This is a genomic window from Pseudomonas paraeruginosa, assembly GCF_003025345.2.
Taxonomy (GTDB): Bacteria; Pseudomonadota; Gammaproteobacteria; order Pseudomonadales; family Pseudomonadaceae; genus Pseudomonas; species Pseudomonas paraeruginosa.
In genome coordinates this window covers 3,518,799-3,539,020 of the sequence record NZ_CP020560.1, presented here as the reverse complement: position 1 = coordinate 3,539,020, position 20,222 = coordinate 3,518,799, and the positions used below count along the sequence as shown (strand labels likewise).

Sequence of the window (20,222 nt, the reverse complement as noted above, 5' to 3'; positions counted from 1 at the left end):
GAATCGCACATGAACGCTCAGACCCAGGCGTCCAAGAACGCCTTGCACAAACCGCTCGAACGTCGCAGCAACGCATCCACCAGCCTCGCCGCCCTGTGGCGGCCGGCGCTGCTGCAAGCCTTCGTCAAGCTCGATCCGCGCCAGTTGCTGCGCTCGCCGGTGATGCTGGTGGTCGAACTGACCGCCGTGCTCACCACCTTGCTGTGCTTCGTTCCCGACCAGGCGGTACCGACCTCGGTGGCGCTGCAGATCGCCCTCTGGCTGTGGTTCACCGTGCTTTTCGCGAACTTCGCCGAAGCCCTCGCCGAGGGGCGCGGCAAGGCCCGCGCGGACAGTCTCAAGGCCGGCAGCCAGGGCCTCTCCGCCAACAGGCGGCGCGCCGACGGCAGCTTCGAGAGCGTCGCCGCCGGCAGCCTGCGCAAGGGCGATGTGGTGCGGGTCGAGGCCGGCGAGATGATTCCCGGCGACGGCGAAGTCATCGAAGGCGTGGCGGCGGTCAACGAGGCCGCCATCACCGGCGAATCGGCGCCGGTGATCCGTGAGTCCGGCGGCGACCGCTCGGCGGTGACCGGCAACACCCAGGTGGTGTCCGACTGGCTGCTGGTGCGGATCGGCGCCAACCCGGGCGAGTCGACCCTGGACCGGATGATCGCCCTGGTGGAGGGCGCCAAGCGGCAGAAGACCCCCAACGAAGTGGCGCTGGACATCCTGCTGATCGGCCTGACCCTGATCTTCCTGCTGGTGGTGGTGACGCTCAAGCCGTTCGCCCTGTTCGCTGGCGGCAACCTGCCGCTGGTATTCCTGGTGGCGCTGCTGGTGACGCTGATCCCGACCACCATTGGCGGCCTGCTCTCGGCCATCGGCATCGCCGGCATGGACCGCCTGGTGCGCCTGAACGTGATCGCCAAGTCCGGCCGCGCGGTGGAGGCCGCCGGCGACGTACACGTGCTGCTGCTCGACAAGACCGGCACCATCACCTTCGGCAACCGCCGCTGCAGCGCGCTGTACGCCGCGCCTGGGGTGAGCGGCAAGGAACTGGCCGAGGGCGCGCTGCTGGCCTCGCTGGCCGACGATACGCCGGAAGGCAAGTCGATCGTCGAATACCTGCGCATCCTGCATCCGATCGAGGAGCCGCGCCGCGAGGAACTGACGCCGATCGCCTTCAGCGCGGAAACCCGCCTGTCCGGGGTCGACTGGAACGGCCAGGTCTTGCGCAAGGGCGCGGTGGATGCGGCGCTGCGCTTCATCGACCTGCCGCGGGAGAAGATGCCCGAGGTACTTTCGCGGGAGGTGGACAAGATCGCCCAGAGCGGCGGCACCCCGCTGCTGGTGGTAGCCAACGGCCGGTTGCTCGGCGCCATTCACCTGAAGGACGTGGTCAAGCCGGGCATTCGCGAGCGCTTCGCCGAACTGCGCCGGCTGGGCATCCGCACCGTGATGGTGACCGGCGACAACCCGCTGACCGCCGCCGCCATCGCCGCCGAGGCCGGGGTCGACGACGTGATCGCCGAGGCTACCCCGGAGAAGAAACTGGCGCGGATTCGCCAGGAACAGGGCGAAGGTCGCCTGGTGGCGATGTGCGGCGACGGCGCCAACGACGCCCCGGCGCTGGCCCAGGCCGACGTCGGCATGGCCATGAACGACGGTACCCAGGCCGCCCGCGAGGCGGCCAACCTGGTCGACCTGGACAGCGACCCGACCAAGCTGCTCGACGTGGTCCGGGTGGGCAAGGAATTGCTGGTCACCCGCGGCGCGCTGACCACCTTTTCCATCGCCAACGACGTGGCCAAGTACTTCGCCATCCTGCCGGCGCTGTTCGTCGGCATCTACCCGCAACTCGACGTGCTCAACGTGATGCGCCTGCAGAGCCCGCAGAGCGCGATCCTGTCGGCCATCGTGTTCAACGCGCTGATCATCGTCGCGCTGATCCCGCTGGCGCTGCGCGGCGTGCGGGTGCAGGCGGCGGACGCTGCGCAACTGCTGCAGCGCAACCTGCTGGTCTATGGCGTTGGCGGCCTGGTGGCGCCGTTCCTCGGGATCAAGGCGATCGACCTGCTGCTGACCGCAGTCGGTCTTGCATGAGCAACGGCCCGCGCCATCGGGCGCGGGCCCGGGATTGAAGAGAGGATCTGCACATGTTCAAGCAACTCCGTCCGGCACTGGCCTCACTGCTGGTGCTGAGCCTGGCCACTGGCGTGGCCTATCCGCTGCTCGTCACCGGCATCGCCCAGCTGGCGTTCCCCGGGCAGGCCAATGGCAGTCTGCTGCGCGACGCCGGGGGCAAGGTGCTCGGCTCGCGGCTGATCGCGCAGAAGTTCGACGGCGAGGAGTGGTTCCATTCGCGGCCTTCGGCGGGCGACTACGCCACCGTTTCCAGTGCCGCGAGCAACCTGGCGCCAAGCAACCCGGCGTTGGCCGAGCGTATAGCCAGGGATGCCGCCCACGAGCGTTTCGCCGACCAGGGACCGGTGCCGCTGGCGCTGCTCACCACCTCGGGCAGCGGCCTCGATCCGCAGCTTCCTCCCCAGGCCGCGCACTACCAGGCGCTGCGCGTGGCCACGGCGCGCGGGCTGCCGCTGCGGCTGGTGGAGGACCTAGTGGAAAGCCACACCGAGCGGCCGCTGGTGGGGCCGCCGGTGGTCAACGTCCTGGCGCTGAACATGGCGCTGGCCGGTATCGGCCGCTAGGTTTCCCCACAGGCGCGAGGACTTGAAATAATGCCGGATCGGCGGATGATCGCCGGCGATCGCCCGCCCCTCGCGGCGCAGAGCAACGGAGCACGACCGATCCATGACCGACACCGCACGCGCCGACGCGCTGCTGGCCGACCTGCCCGGTGACGGGCGCGGCCGCCTGAAAGTCTTCCTCGGCGCGGCGCCGGGGGTGGGCAAGACCTTCGCCATGCTGCAGGCCGCCCAGGCCCAGTTGCGCCAGGGCGTGAAACTGCGCGCCGGGGTGGTCGAGACCCACTCGCGGGCGGAAACCGAGGCCCTGCTCGCCGGGGTGCCGCAGCAGCCGCTGCGCAGCCTCGAATACCGCGGGATGAAACTGCAGGAGATGGATCTCGACGGGTTGCTCGCCGATCCGCCGGCGCTGGCCCTGGTCGATGAGCTGGCCCACAGCAACGTTCCCGGCAGCCGCCACGCCAAGCGCTGGCAGGACATCCAGGAGCTGCTGGCGGCGGGGATCGACGTCTACACCACGGTCAACGTCCAACACCTGGAGAGCCTCAACGACCAGGTCCGCGACATCACCGGCGTGCAGGTCCGCGAGACGGTGCCGGACTGGGTGCTGCAGGAAGCCTACGAGATCGTCCTCATCGACCTGCCGCCGCGCGAGCTGCTGGAGCGCCTGCGCGAGGGCAAGGTCTACGTGCCGGAGCAGGCACGGGCGGCGATCGACGCGTTCTTCTCGCAGACCAACCTCACCGCGTTGCGCGAACTGGCGATGCAGACCGCCGCCGCGCGGGTCGACGCCGACCTCGCCCACCGCTACCGCCAGCGCGGCGAGGAGGCGCCGGCGCTGCGCGGCCGGCTGCTGGTGGGCATCGACGGCGACGAGCAGGCCGAGCGCCTGGTGCGTCACGCCTGCCGGGTCGCCGAGCGCCGCCACCTGCCCTGGAGCGTGGTGCATGTCGACACCGGCGGGCTGCGTGGCGAGCAGGCGCGGATGCGCCTGCAGGGCGCCCAGCAGCTGGCCGAGCGGCTCGGCGGCGAGATCGTCGTGCTGCGTGCCGGCGAGGTGGCGCGGACTCTCCTGCAACATGCCCGCGAGCGCCGCGCCAGCCTGGTGCTGGTCGGCCAGTCGCGGCGCCGCTGGTATCGCCGAGCCTTCGGCGGCGGCCTCGCCGGACGCCTGCTGCGCGACGGCCAGGGCCTGGAGATCAGTGCCCTGGACAGCGAGGCCGATCTGCGTCCGGCGGAACCGCGGCCACGCTATCCGCTGGCCTGGAACGACTATCTGCTGGCGCTGCTGGCGACCGCCCTGGCCAGCGGACTGGCCTGGGGCGTGGCGCACCTGCTGGAACTGCCGAACATCTCCCTGGTGTTCCTCATGGCGGTACTGCTGGTGGCCGTGCGCAGCAGCCTGATGCCGGCATTGCTGTGCGCGGTGGCGTCGTTCCTGGCCTATGACTTCCTGTTCATCCCGCCGCATTTCTCCTTCGCCATCCATCGTCACGAGGACCTGCTGAGCCTGGCCTTCTTCCTGTTCATGGCCGGCCTCACCGGCAACCTGGCGGCCCGCCAGCGCCGACAGCTGGAGGCGCTGCGCGACACCCAGGAGGAGACCAGCCTGCTGCTGGAACTTTCGCGCAAGCTCACCGCCGCCACCGACCGCCAGGCGGTGCTGGCCGCCGCCGCCCAGCAGTTCGAGGGCTGGCAGGACGTCGAGGTGTGCCTGCTCGGCCAGGTCAATGGCGAATGGAAAACCGAGGCCGGCGCGCAGCGGCCGCTCACGGACCAGGAACGGGTCGCCGCCGATTGGGCCTGGAGCCACGACCAGCCGGCCGGGTTGGGCACCGGCACCCTGCCGGGCGGGCGCTGGTGGTGGTGGCCGCTGTCGGCGGAGGAGGGGCCGCTGGCGCTGCTCGGCATCGCACCGTTGGACGGCCAGCCGCTCAGCCCGCAGCGCCGGCGCCTGCTCGCCGCCCTCGGCCAGCCGCTGGCCCAGGCCCTGGCGCGGGCGCGCCTGGCCGAGGACCTGGAGGCCGCGCGCCTGCATGGCGAGACCGAGCAGTTGCGCAGTGCCTTGCTCGCCTCGGTATCGCACGACCTGCGCACGCCGCTGACCGCCATGCGCGGCTCCATCGACAGCCTGCTGGCGTTGGGCGAGGCGATCCCGCCGGCGGATCGTCGCGAACTGCTGGAAAGCACCCGCGACGAGGCCGAGCGACTGGATCGCTACATCCAGAACCTGCTCGACATGACCCGTCTCGGCCACGGCGGACTGAAGCTGGCGCGCGACTGGGTGGCCCCCGGCGACATCGTCGGCAGCGCGCTGAACCGCCTGCGTGCGGTACTGGCGCCGTATCGGGTGCAGGCCATCGTGGGTAACGACCTGCCGCTGCTGTATGTGCACGCGGCGCTGATCGAGCAGGCGCTGATCAACGTGCTGGAGAACGCCGCGCGCTTCTCGCCGAGCCAAGGCCGGTTGCGCGTCGAGGTCAGCCAGGGCGACGCCGAGCTGCGCTTCGCGGTAAGCGACGAAGGGCCGGGAATTCCCCTGGCCGAACGGGAGAAGATCTTCGACATGTTCTATACCGCCGCGCGCGGCGACCGTGGCGGCCAGGGCACCGGCCTGGGACTGGCGATCTGCCAGGGCATGATCGGTGCCCACGGCGGCCGCATCAGCGTCGGCGAAGGCCTCGACGGTCGCGGCACCACCCTGGTCCTGCACCTGCCGCTGCATCCGCAGCCGGACCTCGGGCAACTGGAGGCCGACGAATGAGCACGGCGCGCTTGCCTGGCGCCGCCGGCCGCGCTATTCCTGCCGTTTCCGCGACGCCGCCGCCGGCTCGTCGCCCGTTTCCTCCTGCCATGCCGAGTGCCATGACCCAATTGCAGAACACCATCCTGCTGATCGACGACGAGCCGCAGATCCGCAAGTTCCTCCGCATCAGCCTCACCGCCCAGGGTTACCGGGTTCTGGAGGCCGGCAACGGCGAGGAGGGGCTGGCCCAGGCCGCGTTGAACCGGCCGGACCTGGTGGTACTCGACCTCGGCCTGCCGGACCGCGACGGCCAGGACATTCTCCGCGACCTGCGCGAATGGTCGGCGGTGCCGGTGCTGGTGCTGTCGGTGCGCGCCAGCGAGGGCGAGAAGGTGCTGGCCCTGGACGGCGGCGCCAACGACTACGTGACCAAGCCGTTCGGTATCCAGGAGTTCCTCGCCCGCGTTCGCGTCCTGTTGCGCCAGGCGGCGCAGGGCGAGAGCCCTGAGGCGGCGGTGACGGTCGGCCCGCTGCAGGTCGACCTGGCCTACCGCCGGGTCAGCCTGGCCGGCGCCGAGGTGGCGCTGACCCGCAAGGAATACGCGGTGCTCGCCGCGCTGGCGCGCCATCTCGGCCGGGTGGTGACCCAGCAGCAACTGCTCAGGGACATCTGGGGGCCGACCCACGTCGAGGATACCCACTACCTGCGGGTGGTGGTCGGCCACCTGCGCCAGAAGCTCGGTGACGACCCGGCGAGCCCACGCTTCCTGGTTACGGAGGCGGGTGTCGGCTACCGCCTGCGCGATAGCTGATGCAGAGCGTTTTTTCGCGCGGCGGGCATGCCGCGCGCGCCTTCATCGCCTATGATGCCGCGCATTCGCGCCAGCCGCGCATCCGGCCCGGCGTTCCAGCGTCACGATGAAGGTCACCATGCAGCAACTGTTGAACGAGATTCTCGATGAAGTCCGCCCGCTGATCGGGCGTGGCAAGGTCGCCGACTACATTCCCGCGCTCGCTGGCGTCGAGCCGGACCAGCTGGGGATCGCCGTGTACAGCCGCGACGGCGAACTGTTCCATGCCGGCGATGCGCTGCGGCCGTTTTCCATCCAGAGCATTTCCAAGGTGTTCAGCCTGGTCCAGGCGATCCAGCATTCCGGCGAGGACATCTGGCAGCGCCTCGGCCACGAGCCCTCGGGCCAGCCGTTCAACTCCCTGGTGCAACTGGAGTTCGAGCGCGGCCGTCCGCGCAACCCGTTCATCAACGCCGGCGCCCTGGTGATCTGCGATATCAACCAGTCGCGCTTCGCCGCGCCGGCGCAATCGATGCGCGACTTCGTCCGCCGCCTGTGCGGCAACCCGGAGGTGGTCTCGGATTCGGTAGTGGCGCGCTCCGAGTACCAGCACCGCTCGCGCAACGCGGCGGCGGCCTACCTGATGAAGTCGTTCGGCAACTTCCACAATGACGTCGAAGCGGTGCTGCTCAGCTATTTCCATCATTGCGCGCTGCGCATGAGCTGCGTCGACCTGGCGCGGGCGTTCTGCTTCCTCGCCGACAAGGGCTTCTGCAAGCACAGCGGCGAGCAGGTACTCAACGAGCGGCAAACCAAGCAGGTCAACGCGATCATGGCCACCAGCGGCCTCTACGACGAGGCCGGCAACTTCGCCTACCGGGTCGGCCTGCCGGGCAAGAGCGGCGTTGGCGGCGGCATCATCGCGGTGGTGCCGGGGCGCTTCACGGTCTGCGTGTGGTCGCCGGAGCTGAACGGCGCCGGCAATTCCCTGGCCGGGATCGCCGCGCTGGAGAAGCTCAGCGAGCGGATCGGCTGGTCGATCTTCTGAAGCCGCCGTCCGTCGCGGCGGCGCTCGAATTCCCGGCGCCGCTGCGCTATGTTCTGCGGCTACCGCTTGCCGGCGCCGGATGCGCCGGTCCACTCGCCAGGAAGGTCGCCATGTCCCGTCCGATCCCCGTTTCCCGTGTCTTCGCCTGCCTCACCGTTCTCGCCGCCTGCGCGCATGCCGGCGCCGCCGAAGCGGATTGGCGTGGCTACACCAGCGAACAGCAGCAGCGCAGCGTGCTGGCTGTCGAGCAGGACGCCGAGGCCATCAACAAGCGCTACTACGACAGTGCCTTCGAGGAATTCCTGCCGGAACTGGAGCAACTGGAACTCAGCCTGGCGCAGCCCGCTGTCGCCGTCGACGAGAAAGGCCTGCTGGGCGACTGGAAGTGCCGCTCGACCCAGGCCGACCAGTACGGCATCTATCGCTATCCGAACTTCCAGTGCCGCATCCGGCGCACCGACCAAGGCCTGTTCCTGGAGAAGACCAGCGGTTCGCAGCGGGTCAGCGGCTACCTGTTCCCGGAAGGTGCCGAGCGCTACGTGTTCCTCGGTGGCGCCACGGTCAACGACGAACCCCAGGTGGTCTTCAGCGGGCTGGCCCATGGCGCGCCGGCGGAGTCCGACGTGGTCGCGCTGCTGCGCCCGCACGCCGGCGGCTTCCTCCTGCTGTTCCCGGAACGGCGCGGCGGCTACGAGGTCCTCGAGTTCAGCCGCTGAGCCTCAGGCGTTGTCTTCCTCGTAGCGCTCCAGGGTGTCGCTGGCGATCTGCCGGCCAAGGGCGATCAGCTCCGGCGCCTTGTAGAACTCGAAGAAGCGGCAGACCCGCTTCGGCACGTTGATCAGGATGTCCGGCGGATAGCCGGCGATCTTGTACTGCGCCAGCGAGGTCTGCATCACCTCGAAGCTCTGGTTGACCAGCTCCAGCAACGACGCCGGGCCGCTGCTCTCCACCACCGTGGTGCCGCTGGCCGACTTCGGCGAGTCCTTGCCCTGCGGCGCCGCGGCCGGCTGTTGCAGTTGCGGCTCGGCGGGCTCCTCGGAATCCGCCGGCACCGGGTGGAGCAGGGCGTCGGCGCTCAGTTCCGGCGGGGTGTTGTCGTCGCCGTGGCGGCGGAAGAACGAGAGTTTGTGGCCGAGGCTCTCGATCATGCTGTCGAAGCGCCCCTTGAGCGCGGCCGGACGCTCGATCACCGGCAGGTGGTACTGCTTCTGGTTGGTGGCGTTGAGGTTGACCGCGATGATCAGGTCGCTGTGGGCCGACACCACCGGGACGATCGGCAACGGATTGAGCAGGCCGCCGTCGACCAGCATGCGGCTGCCCTGCATGACCGGGGTGAACAGGCTCGGGATCGCCGCCGAGGCGCGCATGGCCTGGTGCAGGCAGCCCTCCTGGAACCATATCTCCTGCTGATTGGTGAGATCGGTGGCGACCGCCGTGTAGGGGATCGACAGGTCCTCGATGTTCACCTCGCCGAGGATCTCGTGGATCTTGCCGAACACCCGCTCGCCGCGGATCGCGCCGAGGCGGAAGCTGACGTCGAGCAGGCGCAGCACGTCGAGGTAGTCCAGGCTTTCCACCCACTCGCGGTACTCGCGCAACTTGCCGGCGGCGTAGATGCCGCCGATCACCGAACCCATGGAACAACCGGCGATGCAGGTGATCTCATAGCCGCGTGCCTCGAGTTCCTCGATCACGCCGATGTGCGCATAGCCGCGCGCACCGCCGGAGCCCAATACCAGGGCGACCTGTTTGCTCATCTGCAACCCCTTGCCAATACTGCGTGACGAAGCGAAAACGATACGCGCGTCAGCCGGCCGCCGCCAAGAGCGCCGCGCCGGTCCGTTCCCTGTCCGGAGACCTGTCGATGAAAACCTGGATCGTTCTGCCCGTCCTCGCCCTGACCCTGGCCGGCTGCGCCGGCAAGACCGCCTACCGGGAAAACTGCGCCGACCAGCTGGACGCGGCCTGGAAGGAGCTCGACCTGGCCAAGGCCGAAGGCTTCGCCGGCACCGTCAGCTACTCGAAGGCCCTGACCCTGCTCACCGGGGCCAAGACCCAGCAGCAGTTCGAGGCCTACGAGGGCTGCACCAGCAAGGCCGAGAAGGCGCGCTTCTATATCCGCGAGTCGCGCGCCGGGCGTTGAGACGGGCGCGGCGATCGGACCGCTGGCGATGGCGTCGGCTTTGCTAGAATGGGCACTTTTCCGACATCCACGGGAGTACACCGATGAGCGAGGCGATCCGCCTGACCCAGTACAGCCACGGCGCCGGCTGCGGCTGCAAGATTTCGCCCAAGGTACTGGAGGTGATCCTCGCCGGCAGCGGCGCGCAGAACCTCGATCCGAAGCTCTGGGTCGGCAACGCCTCGCGCGACGACGCGGCCGTCTACGCCATCGACGAGGAGCGCGGGGTGGTTTCCACCACCGATTTCTTCATGCCGATCGTCGACGATCCCTTCGATTTCGGCCGGATCGCCGCGACCAACGCGATCAGCGACATCTATGCCATGGGCGGCGACCCGCTGATGGCCATCGCCATCCTCGGCTGGCCGGTCAACGTGCTGGCCGCCGAAGTCGCCCGCGAAGTCATCGCCGGTGGCCGCAGGGTTTGCGAGGAGGCCGGCATTCCGCTGGCTGGCGGGCATTCCATCGATGCTCCCGAGCCGATCTTCGGCCTGGCCGTGACCGGTATGGTGGAAAAGCGCTTCATGAAGCGCAACGACACCGCCGAGGCCGGCTGCCGGCTGTACCTGACCAAGCCGCTGGGCATCGGCATCCTCACCACCGCCGAGAAGAAAGCCAGGCTGCGCGCCGAGGACGTCGGCGTGGCACGTGACTGGATGTGCACCCTGAACAGGCCCGGCGCGCGCTTCGGGCGCCTGGCCGGAGTCAGGGCGATGACCGATGTCACCGGGTTCGGCCTGCTCGGCCACCTGGTGGAAATGGCCGACGGCAGCAGGCTCACCGCGCGCGTCGAATACGCCGCGGTGCCGCGCCTGGCCAGCGCCGAGTACTACCTGGAGCAGGGCTGCGTGCCCGGCGGCACCCTGCGCAACTTCGACAGCTACGGCGAACGTATCGCGCCCCTGCCGGAGGTGCAGAAGCTGCTGCTCTGCGACCCGCAGACCAGTGGCGGCCTGCTGGTGGCGGTGGCTCCCGAGGGCGAGGCGGAGTTCCTTGCCGTGGCGGCGGAACTCGGCCTGCAACTGGCGCCGATCGGCGAGCTGGTCGAGCGACAGAGTCTCGCGGTACAGGTGGTGTGATGCGCGACAACACCCAGCATTACCGCGAACTGTTCCTCGAAGACACACCCCTGATGGACGTGCGCGCCCCGGTGGAGTACCACAAGGGCGCCTTCCCCCACACGGTCAACCGGCCGCTGATGAACGACATCGAACGGCAGAAGGTCGGTACCAGCTACAAGCAGCACGGCCAGCAGGCCGCCATCGCCCTTGGCCACGAGCTGGTCTGCGGGGCGGTCAAGGCCGAACGGCTGGCGGCCTGGAAGGCCTTCGCCGAAGCCAATCCGAACGGTTACCTGTATTGCTTCCGCGGCGGTCTGCGCTCGCAGATCGTCCAGCAGTGGCTGAAGCAGGACGCCGGCATCGACTATCCGCGGGTGATCGGTGGCTACAAGGCGCTGCGCAACTTCCTTTTCGAAACCACCCGCGCGGCGGTCGACGAATGCGACTTCGTGCTGGTCGGCGGTCTCACCGGCTGCGGCAAGACCGAGGTGATCGCGGCGCTGGACAACAGCCTCGACCTCGAAGGCCACGCCAACCACCGTGGCTCCAGTTTCGGCCGGCGGGCCACGCCGCAGCCGGCGCAGATCGACTTCGAGAACCGCCTGGCCATCGACATCCTGAAGAAGCGCCATCGCGGCGTCGGCCAGTTCGTCCTCGAGGACGAGGGGCGGATCGTCGGCAGCTGCTCGCTGCCGCTGGAGCTGTACCAGGGCATGCAGGGCTATCCGCTGGTGTGGCTGGAGGACGGCTTCGAACAGCGCGTCGCGCGCATCCTCAAGGACTACGTGATCGACCTGCGCAGCGAGTTCGAGCGCGTGGTCGGTGCGGAAGAGGGTTTCGCCGCCTTCTCCGCCTACCTGCAGAAAAGCCTCGCCGGCATCGTCAAGCGCCTGGGTGGCGAGCGCTACCAGCGGCTGGCGGCGATCCTCGTGCAGGCGCTGGAGGAGCAGGGCCGCGATGGCTCGGTGGAGACCCACCGCGGCTGGATCGAGGGCCTGCTCAAGGAATACTACGACCCGATGTACGCCTTCCAGCGGCAGAGCAAGGAAGACCGCGTCGAGTTCCGCGGCAACCAGGCCGAGGTGATCGCCTACCTGCGCCAGCGTCAGGCGCTGCGGCCGTCGTAGTGCTGCAGGGGTAGCGCGTCGGCGTCGACGCCCTCCAGGCAGCGCACGTTGACCGCGGCCATGGCCTGGCCGTCCGGGCCGATGCCTTCGCTGAACGGCGCGCAGCCGCAGGTGGGGCAGAAGTGATGCTGCAGGCGATGGCTGTTGAAGCTGTAGGTGCGCATGGCGCTGGCCGGGGTCTTCAGCGCCAGCCGGTCGCGCGGCACGAACCACAGCAGCCAGCCGCGCCGGCTGCACAGCGAACAGTTGCACTGGATCACCCGGTCGGGATCGCCCTCGACCTCGTAGGCGATGGTTCCGCAGTGGCAGCTTCCTCGATGGTTCATGGCGTTGTCTCCGATAGGGAAGGGTTACAACTCTAGCTGGTGAGCGTCCCCCGCGCCGGCCTGTGAAACCCTACAGGCGTGCTTGCCGGCGGCCGGACGCTGGACTAGAACTCCAGGGTCCATCTCGACAGGGCATGTACGATGAACATCGAAGAGGTCCTGCGCGCCGTTTCCACCCCGCTGGGCGACGGCGCCGCATATCCCGGTGGGCCGTACCGCTTCTTCCGCCGCGAATACCTGAACATCTACTACCGCAGCGATCCCGCGGCGCTGCGCCGGGTGGTCCCGGAACCGTTGCGACTGGACGGCGCGCTGGTGCGCTTCGAGATCATGCTGATGCCCGACAGCGTCGGGCTGGGGCGTTATGCCGAGGGTGGCCAGGCGATCCGGGTGAGCCTCGATGGCTGCCATGGCGAGTACCTGCATGCGATGTATGTCGACAGCCTGCCGGCCATCGCCGCCGGGCGCGAGGTCAGCGCCTACCCGAAGAAGCTCGGCAAGCCGGCCCTGTACGTGGACTCCGATACCCTGGTCGGGAGCATCGACTATGGCAGCCTGCGCATCGCCACCGCGACCATGGGCTACAAGCACCGGCCGTTGCCCAGGGACGAGGCGCTGGCGGCGATCGGTGTGGAAACCTTCATGCTCAAGACCATGCGTGGCTACGACAGCCGCCCGCGGATCTGCGAGCTGGTGCGGACCCGGATCAGCGACATCCGGCTGCACGAGGCCTGGACCGGCCCGGCGCGCCTGCAGCTGTTCGCGCATGCCCTGGCGCCGATGGCGGACCTGCCGGTGCTGGAAGTGCTCGGCGCCAGTCACCTGGTCGCCGATCTCAGCCTGGAGATGCCCGCCCTGGTCTACGACTATCTGGCGCCTCCGGGCTGAGCGCGCTCGGGCATAATCGACATTCCCCCGTCGATTCCCGCGAGACCGTCATGCAACTGGACTTCACCGCCATCGCTCCCGCCGAGGCCTACCGCTGGCTGGCCTCCACCGTCACCCCGCGACCGATCGCCTGGGTCTCGACGCTGTCCGCCGAGGGCGTCAGCAACCTGGCGCCTTTCAGTTTCTTCCAGGTGATCAGCGACGAGCCGCCGACCCTGATGGTCAACGTCAGCCTGCGCGACGATGGCAGCCTCAAGGACACCCTGCGCAATGTCCAGGCCACCGGGCAACTGGTGATCCATCTGGTCGGCGCCGCCCAGGCCGAGACCATGAACGCCACCGCCGCCTGGTTGCCCCACGGGATCAGCGAGATCGAGACGGTGGGCATCCCTACCGTGCCCAGCGTGCGCGTGGCGCCGCCGCGGGTCGCCGCGGCGGCGGTGGCCTTCGAGTGCGAGGTGGCGGAGATCAAGCCGTATCCGGCGCAGGACCCCAATTGCCACATGATCTTCGCCCGCGTGCTGCTGGTGCATGTCGACGACGCGGTGCTGGCCGACGAGCGCCACGTGGACAGCGCCCGGCTCGACCTGGTCGGTCGCCTCGGCGGCAGCCTCTACAGCTATACCCGCGACACGTTCAGCATGATCCGGCCCAGGTAGACGGTGTCACTCGGCCGTCGGCAGGCACTCGGCGACCGTGCTGCGGCACACCGGTGCCTGCCCCGCGGCCTGCTGCCGCTGCCATTCGCGATAGGCGAACTGGTAGCTTTCCGGATACACCCCGCCGCGCTTCAGCGGCGCCACGATACTCGCCCGCAGCGCCTGTTCGGTCAGCGCCAGGTGCGCGGCCAGGCGCTGGAACTGCCAGGGCTGCTGGCCCTGGCGGCGCTCCAGGACTTCGACGTGGTACAGGCCGTCGGCCGCCGCGCTCGACAGATTGTGCACGATCAGCCAGCGCGACAGGCCCGGGGCCGCCGGCAGCGACCAGAGCGGCTGCTCGATCGGGCCGCTCCAGTCGGCCTGGGTGCTGGCGGACAGGCCGAGGGCCAGCAGCAGGATCGGCGGGAAACGCATCGGGAACCTCCTTTCTCCGGGGAGGGCAAAGTATCGCCGGCTTCACGCCGGCGGTGAAACCGTTTCGCCTTGGGGCTGTGCCGTCGCGCCGGCGAGCTTGGCCTGCTGGCGCAGCCAGTAGCGGTAGGCGCTGACGCCCGAACGCACCGAGCTGAACACCAGCGGCGGCTTGATCTTGCCGAGCATGCTCGAGCGTTGCAGGAGGTCCAGGGTCTGTCCGGTGACCCGTGCCAGCGACAGGTGCACGCCCTGGGCCTTGAGGATCTGCTGTACCTCGTGGAGGGTGGTCAGGCCGCTGATGTCCAGGTTGGTCATGGCCTCGGCGTTGAGCAGTACCGCGCGTGGCTGCTCGGTGCGCTCCAGCACGGCGAGCAGCCGCTGCTTGAAATAGTCGGCGTTGAAGAACAGCAGCGGCGCGTCGAAGCGGTAGATGACCAGGCCGGGAAGGGTGCTGGCCTGCGGGTACTTGGCCAGCTCGACCTGGCCGTCGACGCCGTGCATCCAGCCGAGTACCGCATCGCTCGGACGATAGGTGTAGTAGAGCAGGCGCAGCACGGCGATGCTGACGGCGACGAAGATGCCCGGCAGCACGCCGACGCTGAGCACGCCGACGGTGGTCAGCAGGCACAGGCTGAACTCGAAGCGGCTGAGCTTCCAGAAGCCCTTCAGCGCCTGCACGTCGATCAGTCCCCAGCCGGCCAGCAGCAGGACCGCGCCGAGCGCCGGCATCGGCACCCAGCCCAGCGGCCTGTTCAGCAGCAATAGCGTGGCGGCGATCACCAGCGCGGCGACGATGCCGACCAGTTGGGTCTTGCCTCCGACCATGTCGTTCACCGCTGTGCGCGAGTCGGCGCCGCTGATGGCGAAGCCCTGGGAAACCCCGGCGCCGACATTGGCCAGGCCGAGGGCGACGAATTCGTGGTTGGCATTGACGCTGTAGCCATGACGCGCGGCGAAGCTGCGCGCGGTGAGCATGGCGCTGCAGAAGCTGACCACGGTGATGCCGGTGGCATCGCGCAACAGGCTTTTCAGTTCTTCCAGGTTGGTCTGTGGCCAGCTCAGGTGCGGCAGTCCGGCCGGCACTTCGCCGAGCAGCTCGACGCCGAAACGGTCGAGCCCCAGCGCCGCTGACGCCACGGTCGCCAGCAGCACGCCGCAGAGCGCGCCGGGCAACTGCGGGAAGCGCCGCGGCAGCAGCACCATCACCGCCAGCGAGAGGCTGCCGACGATCAGCGTCGGCCAGTGGAGGTGCAGCAGGTTCTCCAGCAGCGCCAGGATGCCGGCTACGAAGCCGCTGGTGGCCGCCTCGTAGCCGAACAGCTTGCCCAGCTGGCCGACCAGCAGGCTCAGACCGATACCGTTGAGGTAGCCGACCAGGATCGGTCGCGAGAGGAAGCTGGCGATGAACCCGGCGCGGGCCAGGCCGGCGACGATGGAGAACAGCCCGACCATGATCGCGACGATCATCGACAGGTCCACCAGGCGCTGGGGATCGCCCGCCGCCAGCGGAGTGATGGCGGCGGCGACCATCGCCGCGGTGGCCGCGTCGGGACCGACCATCAGTTGCCGTGAACTGCCGATCAGGGCGTAGATCAGCATCGGCAGGATGCACGCGTAGAGTCCCACCTGGGGCGGGAAGCCGGCGATCTGGGCGTAGGCGATGGCGGTGGGGATCTGGATCGCCGCCACCGACAGGCCGGCCTGGAGATCCGGGCGGAACCAGGCGCGGCGGTAGTGGAGCAGGCTGTCGAGTCCGGGGACCCAGCGGGCGAGTGGCATGCGGCCGTTTCCTTGCAGGCGCGGATGCCGCAGCTTATCCCGAAGGCCCGGCGGCGGGATTGCCGGGAGTCATTATTTTTTCGCCGCAGCCGCTTCCGGGGAGGAGGCGCAGGGCGAATATCGCAGGACGATATCCGCCGTTTCCCGGCGCCGCCGGACGGCTCTCAAACCTTCAACACCAGCTTGCCGAAGTTCTCCCCGCTGAACAGCTTGAGCAGGGTCTCGGGGAAGGTCTCCAGGCCTTCGACGATGTCCTCGCGCGATTGCAGCTTGCCTTCCGCCAGCCAGGTGGCCATCTCCTTCAGGCCTTCCGGGAAGCGCTGGGCATAGTCCATCACCACCATGCCTTCCATGCGCGCGCGATTGACCAGCAGCGACAGGTAGTTGGCCGGGCCGCGCACCGCTTCCTTGTTGTTGTACTGGCTGATCGCGCCGCAGAGGACGATACGTGCCTTGAAGGCGATGCGGGTGAGCACCGTGTCGAGGATTTCACCGCCGACATTGTCGAAGAACACATCGATGCCCTTCGGGCATTCGCGCTTGAGGCCGGCGGCGAGGTCTTCGTTCTTGTAGTCGATGGCGCCGTCGAAGCCCAGTTCCTCGACCAGGAAGCGACATTTCTCGGCGCCGCCGGCGATACCCACCACCCGGCAGCCCTTGAGCCTGGCGATCTGCCCGGCGACGCTGCCCACCGCGCCGGCGGCGCCGGAGATCACCACGGTCTCGCCGCTCTTCGGCTGGCCGACGTCGAGCAGGGCGAAATAGGCGGTCATCCCGGTCATGCCCAACGCCGAGAGGTAGCGCGGCAGCGGCGCGCGGGACGGGTCGACCAGGTAGAAGCCCTTCGGCTCGCCGACGAAGTAGTCCTGCACGCCGAGGGCGCCGTTCACGTAGTCGCCGGGCTTGAAGCCGGGGTGCCTGGAGGCCAGCACCTTGCCCACGCCGAGCGCGCGCATCACCTCGCCGATGGCCACTGGCGGGATGTAGGAGCGGGCATCGTTCATCCAGCCGCGCATCGCCGGGTCCAGCGACAGATACTCGTTGCGTACCAGGATCTGGCCGTCGCCCGGCTCGCCGAGCGGGGCCTCGACGAAACTGAAGGTGTCGCGGCCGGGCAGTCCGCTGGGACGCTGGGCCAACTGGTATTGCCGATTGATCTGGGTTTGCATGGCAGGCACTCGTGGAATGGAAAACGGATACCTAGGGTTAGTCGCCGGCAACGGCGGCGGCAAGCGCCGAGCGGTGTGGAAATGACCGGTCATCTATGTGGGTGATTGGCGTTGCGCCGTGTCATCAATGGCCTGGATGGGCCATCCTCCAATCGCCTGATAGTGCTATGCCTGCCCTGGACCCTGGCTAGACTGGCCCGGTTCGATCCCGCCGCGGTTGGCGGGAGACGTTTTCCCCGAGGATCAGTAGATGAGCAAACTCCTTTCCGGCCAGGTCGCCCTGGTCACCGGCGGTGCCGCGGGCATCGGCCGCGCCACCGCGCTGGCCTTCGCCGACGCCGGGATCAAGGTGGTGGTCGCCGACCTGGATAGCGTCGGCGGCGAAGCCACGGTGGCGACTATCCGCCAGGCCGGCGGCGAGGCCGCTTTCATCCGCTGCGACGTCACCCGCGACGCCGAGGTCAAGGCGCTGGTCGAAGGCTGCGTGGCTGCCTACGGTCGCCTCGACTATGCCTTCAACAACGCCGGCATCGAGATCGAGCAGGGCAGGCTGGCCGACGGCAGCGAGGCCGAGTTCGACGCCATCATGGGGGTCAACGTGAAGGGCGTCTGGCTGTGCATGAAGCACCAGATCCCGCTGATGCTGGCCCAGGGCGGCGGCGCGATCGTCAACACCGCGTCGGTCGCCGGCCTCGGCGCGGCACCGAAGATGAGCATCTACGCGGCTTCCAAGCATGCGGTGATCGGCCTGACCAAGTCGGCGGCGATCGAGTACGCGAAGAAGGGCATCCGCATCAACGCTGTGTGTCCGGCGGTGATCGACACCGACATGTTCCGCCGCGCCTACGAGGCCGACCCGCGCAAGGCCGAGTTCGCCGCCGCGATGCATCCGCTGGGGCGGGTCGGGCGGGTCGAGGAGATCGCTGCCGCGGTGCTCTACCTGTGCAGCGACAACGCCGGCTTCACCACCGGCATCGCCTTGCCGGTGGATGGCGGCGCGACGGCGATCTGAGCCGTCCGCCTCGGATGCCCCGTCGCGGGGCGTTCGCATTCTGTTACAGGTCGGCGCGCGGTTTGGCGCGCCAGGCCACTGCCGGGGGACTAACCTGGGTCGAGAATCCGCGGCCTGAGCCCGCCTTCGTCGCATCGGAGCAATAACAATAATGACCGCCGATCCCATCCTGACGCTGTTTCTTCCCATCGCCCTGGGCATCATCATGCTCGGCCTCGGACTGTCCCTGACCCCGGCCGACTTCATCCGCGTTGTGCGCTATCCGAAGCCGGTGCTGGTCGGCCTGGTATGCCAGATCGTCCTGCTGCCCCTGGCCTGCTTCCTGATCGTCCAGGGCTTCGCCCTGGAGGCGGCCCTGGCGGTCGGCATGATGTTGCTGGCGGCCTCGCCCGGCGGCACCACCGCCAACCTCTACAGCCACCTGGCGCATGGCGACGTGGCGCTGAATATCACCCTGACCGCGGTGAACTCGGTGATCGCCATCCTCACCATGCCGCTGATCGTCAACCTCTCGCTGCAATACTTCATGGGCGACGGACAGGCGATTCCCCTGCAGTTCACCAAGGTCGTGCAGGTGTTCGTCATCGTCCTCGGCCCGGTGGCCATCGGCATGCTGGTGCGCAACCGCCTGCCGGCCGTGGCGGAGCGCCTGCAGAAGCCGGTGAAGATCCTTTCCGCGCTGTTGTTGCTGGTGATCATCCTGCTGGCGCTGGCCAAGGACTGGCAGACCTTCGTCACCTACGCGCCGGTGGTCGGGCTGGCCGCGCTGGCCTTCAATCTGCTGAGCCTGGCGGTGGGCTACTGGGTGCCGCGCCTGCTGCGCCTGCCGAAGGCCCAGGCGGTGGCCATCGGCATGGAGATCGGGATCCACAACGGCACCCTGGCGATCGCCCTGGCGCTGAGTCCGAGTCTGCTGAACAACAGCACCATGGCGATTCCGCCGGCGATCTACGGAGTGCTGATGTTCTTCACCGCGGCGGCCTTCGGCTGGTGGGTCAGCCGCGGTCACAAGGCCGCTCCGGCGCCCGTGGCGGCGCCGGACTGAGGATCGTCAGCCGCGCCGCCAGTTGAGCACGAACTGGGTCAGCAGGCCGGCCACCAGGCCCCAGAACGCCGAGCCGATGGACAACAGGGTGAAGCCGGAGGCGGTGACCATGAAGGTCACCAGCGCGGCCTCGCGCTGGCGCTCGTCGGCCATCGAATTGGCCAGGCCGTTCATGATCGAGCCGAGCAGGGCGATGGCGGCGATGGACAGCACCAGCGCCTTGGGGAAAGCGGCGAACAGCGCCGCCAGGGTGGCGCCGAAGGTCCCGGCGATGCAGTTGAAGAAGCCGCACCAGAGTGCCGCCGTGTAGCGCTTGCGCGGGTCCTCGTGGGCCGAGGGGCCGGTGCAGATCGCCGCGCTGATCGCCGCCAGGTTGATGCCATGGGAGCCGAACGGTGCCAGCAGGATCGAGGCGATGCCGGTGCTCGAGATCAGCGGCGAGGCGGGTACCTGGTAGCCGTCGGCGCGCAGCACGGCGATGCCGGGCATGTTCTGCGAGGCCATGGCGACGATGAACAGCGGGATGCCGATGCTGATGGTGGCGGCCAGGGAGAAGCTCGGCGTGGTCCACTCCGGCACCGCCAGTTCCAGGCGGAACCGGCTGAAGTCCAGCTGGCCCAGCGCCCCGGCCAGCAGCACGCCGACCAGCAGCGCGGCGAATACCGCGTAGCGCGGCGAGACGCGCTTGCACAGCAGGTAGCTGAAGAACATCGCCAGCACCAGCAGGGTCTGCTGCTCGGCGGCGTTGCAGATCTCGATGCCGATGCGGAACAGCACCCCGGCCAGCAGCGCCGAGGCCAGCGAGGAGGGAACCTGGCGCATCAGGCGTTCGAAGCTGCCGGTGACACCGCACAGGGTGATCAGCGCGGCGCAGACGATGAAGGCACCGATAGCCTCGCTGTAGGGCACGCCGGGCAGGCTGCTGATCAGCAGCGCAGCGCCGGGGGTCGACCAGGCGATCACGATCGGCACGCGGTAGCGCAGGGTCAGGCCGATGGTCGCCAGGCCCATGCCGATCGACAGCGCCCAGATCCACGAGGAAATCTGTGCACTGCTCAGGCCGGCGTTCTGCCCGGCCTGGAACATCAGCACCAGCGAACTGGTGTAGCCGGTGAGCATGGCGACGAAGCCGGCCACCACGGCGGCGGGCGAAGAGTCGGCGAAAGGACGCAGGCGGGACTGCGGCTGAGGCTGGGTGGTTTCGGTCATGCCGGGCACTTCCATGGAGTGGGGATGACCGGGCACAGCGGTGGGCGGGGCCACGGAGGAGGGTGACGCGAAGCGCAGGGTG

The 20,222-nt window shown here is 68.7% G+C and carries 19 protein-coding genes; 13 read left to right on the top strand and 6 right to left on the bottom strand.

What is annotated here, in order from left to right; all coding sequences use genetic code 11:
- Nucleotides 1-9: 9 nt before the first annotated feature.
- From kdpB to B7D75_RS16665, 6 genes are all read left to right on the top strand, one after another.
- Nucleotides 10-2,082: a potassium-transporting ATPase subunit KdpB gene (gene kdpB / locus B7D75_RS16690; protein WP_034078805.1), complete on the top strand. Its 2,073-nt coding sequence runs from the start codon at nt 10-12 to the stop codon at nt 2,080-2,082.
- Nucleotides 2,083-2,135: 53 nt separating this feature from the next.
- On the top strand, nt 2,136-2,687 hold the full coding sequence (kdpC, locus tag B7D75_RS16685) for a potassium-transporting ATPase subunit KdpC (protein ID WP_107114236.1): 552 nt from the start codon (nt 2,136-2,138) through the stop codon (nt 2,685-2,687).
- A 103-nt stretch (nt 2,688-2,790) separates the two neighbouring features.
- Entirely contained in the window at nt 2,791-5,448 is a 2,658-nt protein-coding gene (locus tag B7D75_RS16680; protein ID WP_012076258.1) for a sensor histidine kinase, read from the top strand.
- A 101-nt stretch (nt 5,449-5,549) separates the two neighbouring features.
- Nucleotides 5,550-6,242 carry a response regulator gene (locus B7D75_RS16675; RefSeq protein ID WP_003155703.1) on the top strand — a complete coding sequence of 231 codons (693 nt, stop codon included), beginning with the start codon at nt 5,550-5,552 and terminating at the stop codon, nt 6,240-6,242.
- Nucleotides 6,243-6,360: 118 nt separating this feature from the next.
- Nucleotides 6,361-7,269 carry a glutaminase B gene (gene glsB, locus B7D75_RS16670; protein ID WP_034000544.1) on the top strand — a complete coding sequence of 303 codons (909 nt, stop codon included), beginning with the start codon at nt 6,361-6,363 and terminating at the stop codon, nt 7,267-7,269.
- 110 nt (nt 7,270-7,379) lie between these two features.
- The gene (locus B7D75_RS16665) at nt 7,380-7,985 is read left to right on the top strand and encodes a DUF4893 domain-containing protein (RefSeq protein ID WP_107114235.1); all 606 of its coding nucleotides are present in this window, start codon (nt 7,380-7,382) and stop codon (nt 7,983-7,985) included.
- A gap of 3 nt (nt 7,986-7,988) precedes the next feature.
- Here B7D75_RS16665 and B7D75_RS16660 read toward each other — a convergent pair whose 3' ends face one another.
- Nucleotides 7,989-9,026 carry a patatin-like phospholipase family protein gene (locus tag B7D75_RS16660; protein ID WP_003155708.1) on the bottom strand — a complete coding sequence of 346 codons (1,038 nt, stop codon included), beginning with the start codon at nt 9,024-9,026 and terminating at the stop codon, nt 7,989-7,991.
- 107 nt (nt 9,027-9,133) lie between these two features.
- On the opposite strand from B7D75_RS16660, the gene B7D75_RS16655 reads away from it, so the two are divergent.
- From B7D75_RS16655 to mnmH, 3 genes are all read left to right on the top strand, one after another.
- Nucleotides 9,134-9,412 carry a hypothetical protein gene (locus B7D75_RS16655; RefSeq protein WP_003097836.1) on the top strand — a complete coding sequence of 93 codons (279 nt, stop codon included), beginning with the start codon at nt 9,134-9,136 and terminating at the stop codon, nt 9,410-9,412.
- Nucleotides 9,413-9,495: 83 nt separating this feature from the next.
- Nucleotides 9,496-10,530, top strand: coding sequence for a selenide, water dikinase SelD (selD, locus tag B7D75_RS16650; protein WP_003155711.1), 1,035 nt, complete (start codon nt 9,496-9,498; stop codon nt 10,528-10,530).
- Entirely contained in the window at nt 10,530-11,639 is a 1,110-nt protein-coding gene (gene mnmH / locus B7D75_RS16645) for a tRNA 2-selenouridine(34) synthase MnmH (protein WP_003155712.1), read from the top strand. Before selD ends, mnmH begins: the two co-directional genes overlap by 1 nt.
- Here mnmH and B7D75_RS16640 read toward each other — a convergent pair.
- On the bottom strand, nt 11,618-11,965 hold the full coding sequence (locus B7D75_RS16640; protein WP_034000549.1) for a GFA family protein: 348 nt from the start codon (nt 11,963-11,965) through the stop codon (nt 11,618-11,620). The genes mnmH and B7D75_RS16640 overlap by 22 nt on opposite strands.
- Before the next feature lie 141 nt (nt 11,966-12,106).
- On the opposite strand from B7D75_RS16640, the gene B7D75_RS16635 reads away from it, so the two are divergent.
- Both B7D75_RS16635 and B7D75_RS16630 read left to right on the top strand, forming a co-directional pair.
- Nucleotides 12,107-12,853 carry an acetoacetate decarboxylase gene (locus B7D75_RS16635; protein WP_034078813.1) on the top strand — a complete coding sequence of 249 codons (747 nt, stop codon included), beginning with the start codon at nt 12,107-12,109 and terminating at the stop codon, nt 12,851-12,853.
- A gap of 50 nt (nt 12,854-12,903) precedes the next feature.
- A complete protein-coding gene (locus B7D75_RS16630) occupies nt 12,904-13,512 on the top strand; it encodes a flavin reductase family protein (RefSeq protein WP_058145464.1) in 609 nt (202 codons plus the stop codon).
- Nucleotides 13,513-13,518: 6 nt separating this feature from the next.
- Here the strand turns inward: B7D75_RS16630 and B7D75_RS16625 are convergent, their stop codons facing one another.
- From B7D75_RS16625 to B7D75_RS16610, 3 genes are all read right to left on the bottom strand, one after another.
- Nucleotides 13,519-13,926, bottom strand: coding sequence for a DUF5086 family protein (locus tag B7D75_RS16625; protein ID WP_058129335.1), 408 nt, complete (start codon nt 13,924-13,926; stop codon nt 13,519-13,521).
- Nucleotides 13,927-13,968: 42 nt separating this feature from the next.
- Nucleotides 13,969-15,705: a SulP family inorganic anion transporter gene (locus B7D75_RS16620; protein ID WP_034078816.1), complete on the bottom strand. Its 1,737-nt coding sequence runs from the start codon at nt 15,703-15,705 to the stop codon at nt 13,969-13,971.
- 164 nt (nt 15,706-15,869) lie between these two features.
- Nucleotides 15,870-16,874 carry an NADP-dependent oxidoreductase gene (locus tag B7D75_RS16610; RefSeq protein ID WP_058136053.1) on the bottom strand — a complete coding sequence of 335 codons (1,005 nt, stop codon included), beginning with the start codon at nt 16,872-16,874 and terminating at the stop codon, nt 15,870-15,872.
- A gap of 250 nt (nt 16,875-17,124) precedes the next feature.
- Here B7D75_RS16610 and B7D75_RS16605 point away from each other — a divergent pair, with 250 nt between their 5' ends.
- Nucleotides 17,125-17,886, top strand: coding sequence for an SDR family oxidoreductase (locus B7D75_RS16605; RefSeq protein ID WP_012076251.1), 762 nt, complete (start codon nt 17,125-17,127; stop codon nt 17,884-17,886).
- 151 nt (nt 17,887-18,037) lie between these two features.
- The gene (locus B7D75_RS16600) at nt 18,038-18,931 is read left to right on the top strand and encodes a bile acid:sodium symporter family protein (protein ID WP_043100842.1); all 894 of its coding nucleotides are present in this window, start codon (nt 18,038-18,040) and stop codon (nt 18,929-18,931) included.
- Nucleotides 18,932-18,937: 6 nt separating this feature from the next.
- On the opposite strand, the gene B7D75_RS16595 is transcribed toward B7D75_RS16600, so the two are convergent.
- The gene (locus tag B7D75_RS16595) at nt 18,938-20,140 is read right to left on the bottom strand and encodes a benzoate/H(+) symporter BenE family transporter (protein ID WP_003155723.1); all 1,203 of its coding nucleotides are present in this window, start codon (nt 20,138-20,140) and stop codon (nt 18,938-18,940) included.
- Nucleotides 20,141-20,222 lie beyond the last annotated feature (82 nt).

What these genes read in the sequence shown, in the direction of transcription:
- kdpB (WP_034078805.1), top strand. Translation starts at nt 10, where the DNA reads ATGAACGCTCAGACCCAGGCGTCCAAGAACGCCTTGCACAAACCGCTC.
- B7D75_RS16675 (WP_003155703.1), top strand. Translation starts at nt 5,550, where the DNA reads ATGACCCAATTGCAGAACACCATCCTGCTGATCGACGACGAGCCGCAG.
- B7D75_RS16660 (WP_003155708.1), bottom strand. Translation starts at nt 9,026, where the DNA reads ATGAGCAAACAGGTCGCCCTGGTATTGGGCTCCGGCGGTGCGCGCGGC.
- B7D75_RS16625 (WP_058129335.1), bottom strand. Translation starts at nt 13,926, where the DNA reads ATGCGTTTCCCGCCGATCCTGCTGCTGGCCCTCGGCCTGTCCGCCAGC.
- B7D75_RS16665 (WP_107114235.1), top strand. Translation starts at nt 7,380, where the DNA reads ATGTCCCGTCCGATCCCCGTTTCCCGTGTCTTCGCCTGCCTCACCGTT.
- B7D75_RS16595 (WP_003155723.1), bottom strand. Translation starts at nt 20,140, where the DNA reads ATGACCGAAACCACCCAGCCTCAGCCGCAGTCCCGCCTGCGTCCTTTC.
- B7D75_RS16635 (WP_034078813.1), top strand. Translation starts at nt 12,107, where the DNA reads ATGAACATCGAAGAGGTCCTGCGCGCCGTTTCCACCCCGCTGGGCGAC.
- B7D75_RS16680 (WP_012076258.1), top strand. Translation starts at nt 2,791, where the DNA reads ATGACCGACACCGCACGCGCCGACGCGCTGCTGGCCGACCTGCCCGGT.
- B7D75_RS16630 (WP_058145464.1), top strand. Translation starts at nt 12,904, where the DNA reads ATGCAACTGGACTTCACCGCCATCGCTCCCGCCGAGGCCTACCGCTGG.
- B7D75_RS16640 (WP_034000549.1), bottom strand. Translation starts at nt 11,965, where the DNA reads ATGAACCATCGAGGAAGCTGCCACTGCGGAACCATCGCCTACGAGGTC.
- kdpC (WP_107114236.1), top strand. Translation starts at nt 2,136, where the DNA reads ATGTTCAAGCAACTCCGTCCGGCACTGGCCTCACTGCTGGTGCTGAGC.
- mnmH (WP_003155712.1), top strand. Translation starts at nt 10,530, where the DNA reads ATGCGCGACAACACCCAGCATTACCGCGAACTGTTCCTCGAAGACACA.
- B7D75_RS16610 (WP_058136053.1), bottom strand. Translation starts at nt 16,874, where the DNA reads ATGCAAACCCAGATCAATCGGCAATACCAGTTGGCCCAGCGTCCCAGC.
- B7D75_RS16655 (WP_003097836.1), top strand. Translation starts at nt 9,134, where the DNA reads ATGAAAACCTGGATCGTTCTGCCCGTCCTCGCCCTGACCCTGGCCGGC.
- glsB (WP_034000544.1), top strand. Translation starts at nt 6,361, where the DNA reads ATGCAGCAACTGTTGAACGAGATTCTCGATGAAGTCCGCCCGCTGATC.
- B7D75_RS16600 (WP_043100842.1), top strand. Translation starts at nt 18,038, where the DNA reads ATGACCGCCGATCCCATCCTGACGCTGTTTCTTCCCATCGCCCTGGGC.
- B7D75_RS16605 (WP_012076251.1), top strand. Translation starts at nt 17,125, where the DNA reads ATGAGCAAACTCCTTTCCGGCCAGGTCGCCCTGGTCACCGGCGGTGCC.
- selD (WP_003155711.1), top strand. Translation starts at nt 9,496, where the DNA reads ATGAGCGAGGCGATCCGCCTGACCCAGTACAGCCACGGCGCCGGCTGC.
- B7D75_RS16620 (WP_034078816.1), bottom strand. Translation starts at nt 15,705, where the DNA reads ATGCCACTCGCCCGCTGGGTCCCCGGACTCGACAGCCTGCTCCACTAC.